This window comes from Achromobacter sp. JD-1 (assembly GCF_038594925.1).
GTDB classification, from domain to species: domain Bacteria; phylum Pseudomonadota; class Gammaproteobacteria; order Burkholderiales; family Burkholderiaceae_B; genus Achromobacter; species Achromobacter spanius_C.
In genome coordinates this window covers 1-687 of record NZ_JBCGCS010000099.1, presented here as the reverse complement: position 1 = coordinate 687, position 687 = coordinate 1, and the positions used below count along the sequence as shown (strand labels likewise).

Annotated in this window: 2 protein-coding genes; both read left to right on the top strand. The window is 62.6% G+C overall.

The annotated features are described in order from the left end of the window. A partial coding sequence (locus WBR68_RS31615) for a hypothetical protein (RefSeq protein ID WP_230696276.1) occupies positions 1 to 238 on the top strand: 238 nt, incomplete at its 5' end. Positions 239 to 346: 108 nt separating this feature from the next. After that, a complete protein-coding gene (locus WBR68_RS31610; RefSeq protein WP_230696275.1) occupies positions 347 to 676 on the top strand; it encodes a TrbC/VirB2 family protein in 330 nt (109 codons plus the stop codon). Positions 677 to 687 lie beyond the last annotated feature (11 nt).

Here is a 687-nt window from a genome sequence, read left to right as displayed (position 1 = left end):
GGTCATCGCCGGCGCTGGCCTGGCGGTACCGGCCATCGTGAAGGAGGGCGGCGCGCCCGCCAATGCTGACGCCAAGACGCGTAGCCCGCCGCTTCCGAAGTCGTCCAAGCCCGACGCCTTTCAGAAGCCCCGCGACGACGCTTTTGTGGCGCCCCGCAAAGACGCATTCGAACCGCGCCCAGATGCCACATTCGGCAGGCCGATCCCAACGCCGTCCTCGCGCCTGCCGGCGCAGTAGAAACGCACCCCTCGCCAGTGTTTAGCCGCTAAACACCGGCCCTCTCATCTACCTCAGCGAATGCCGCCCCGCTTATCAGCCGGGTGGCATCACCCATTGGAGTTTCAAATGACCGCAGCATCCAATATCTCCCCTGTCGACGCGCAGCCCAAGAGCCGCCGCACGCTTGTTGCCCTGGCATACGCGACCCTTGCAGTGCTCCTCCTGCTGCAACCGGAACTGGCGATGGCGCAGTTCGAGAAGGCCACCACTACCGTGCAGAAGGTCAAAGACTGGCTGTGGCTCATCATCCCCGTCATCGGCCTTGTTTCCGCCGGCATTATCGGCATCCTTTATTCGTTCGACGTGATTCGCAAGGAAACCGCCTATCAGTGGGCAGTGGGTATCGTCTTTTCCGGTGCCATCGCTGGCGGCATCATTAAGCTGGTCTTCGGTTGATGGCCACCTCG

Bases quoted from the DNA above. Each gene is read 5' to 3' on its own strand.
- WBR68_RS31610 (WP_230696275.1), top strand. From the start codon at position 347: ATGACCGCAGCATCCAATATCTCCCCTGTCGACGCGCAGCCCAAGAGC.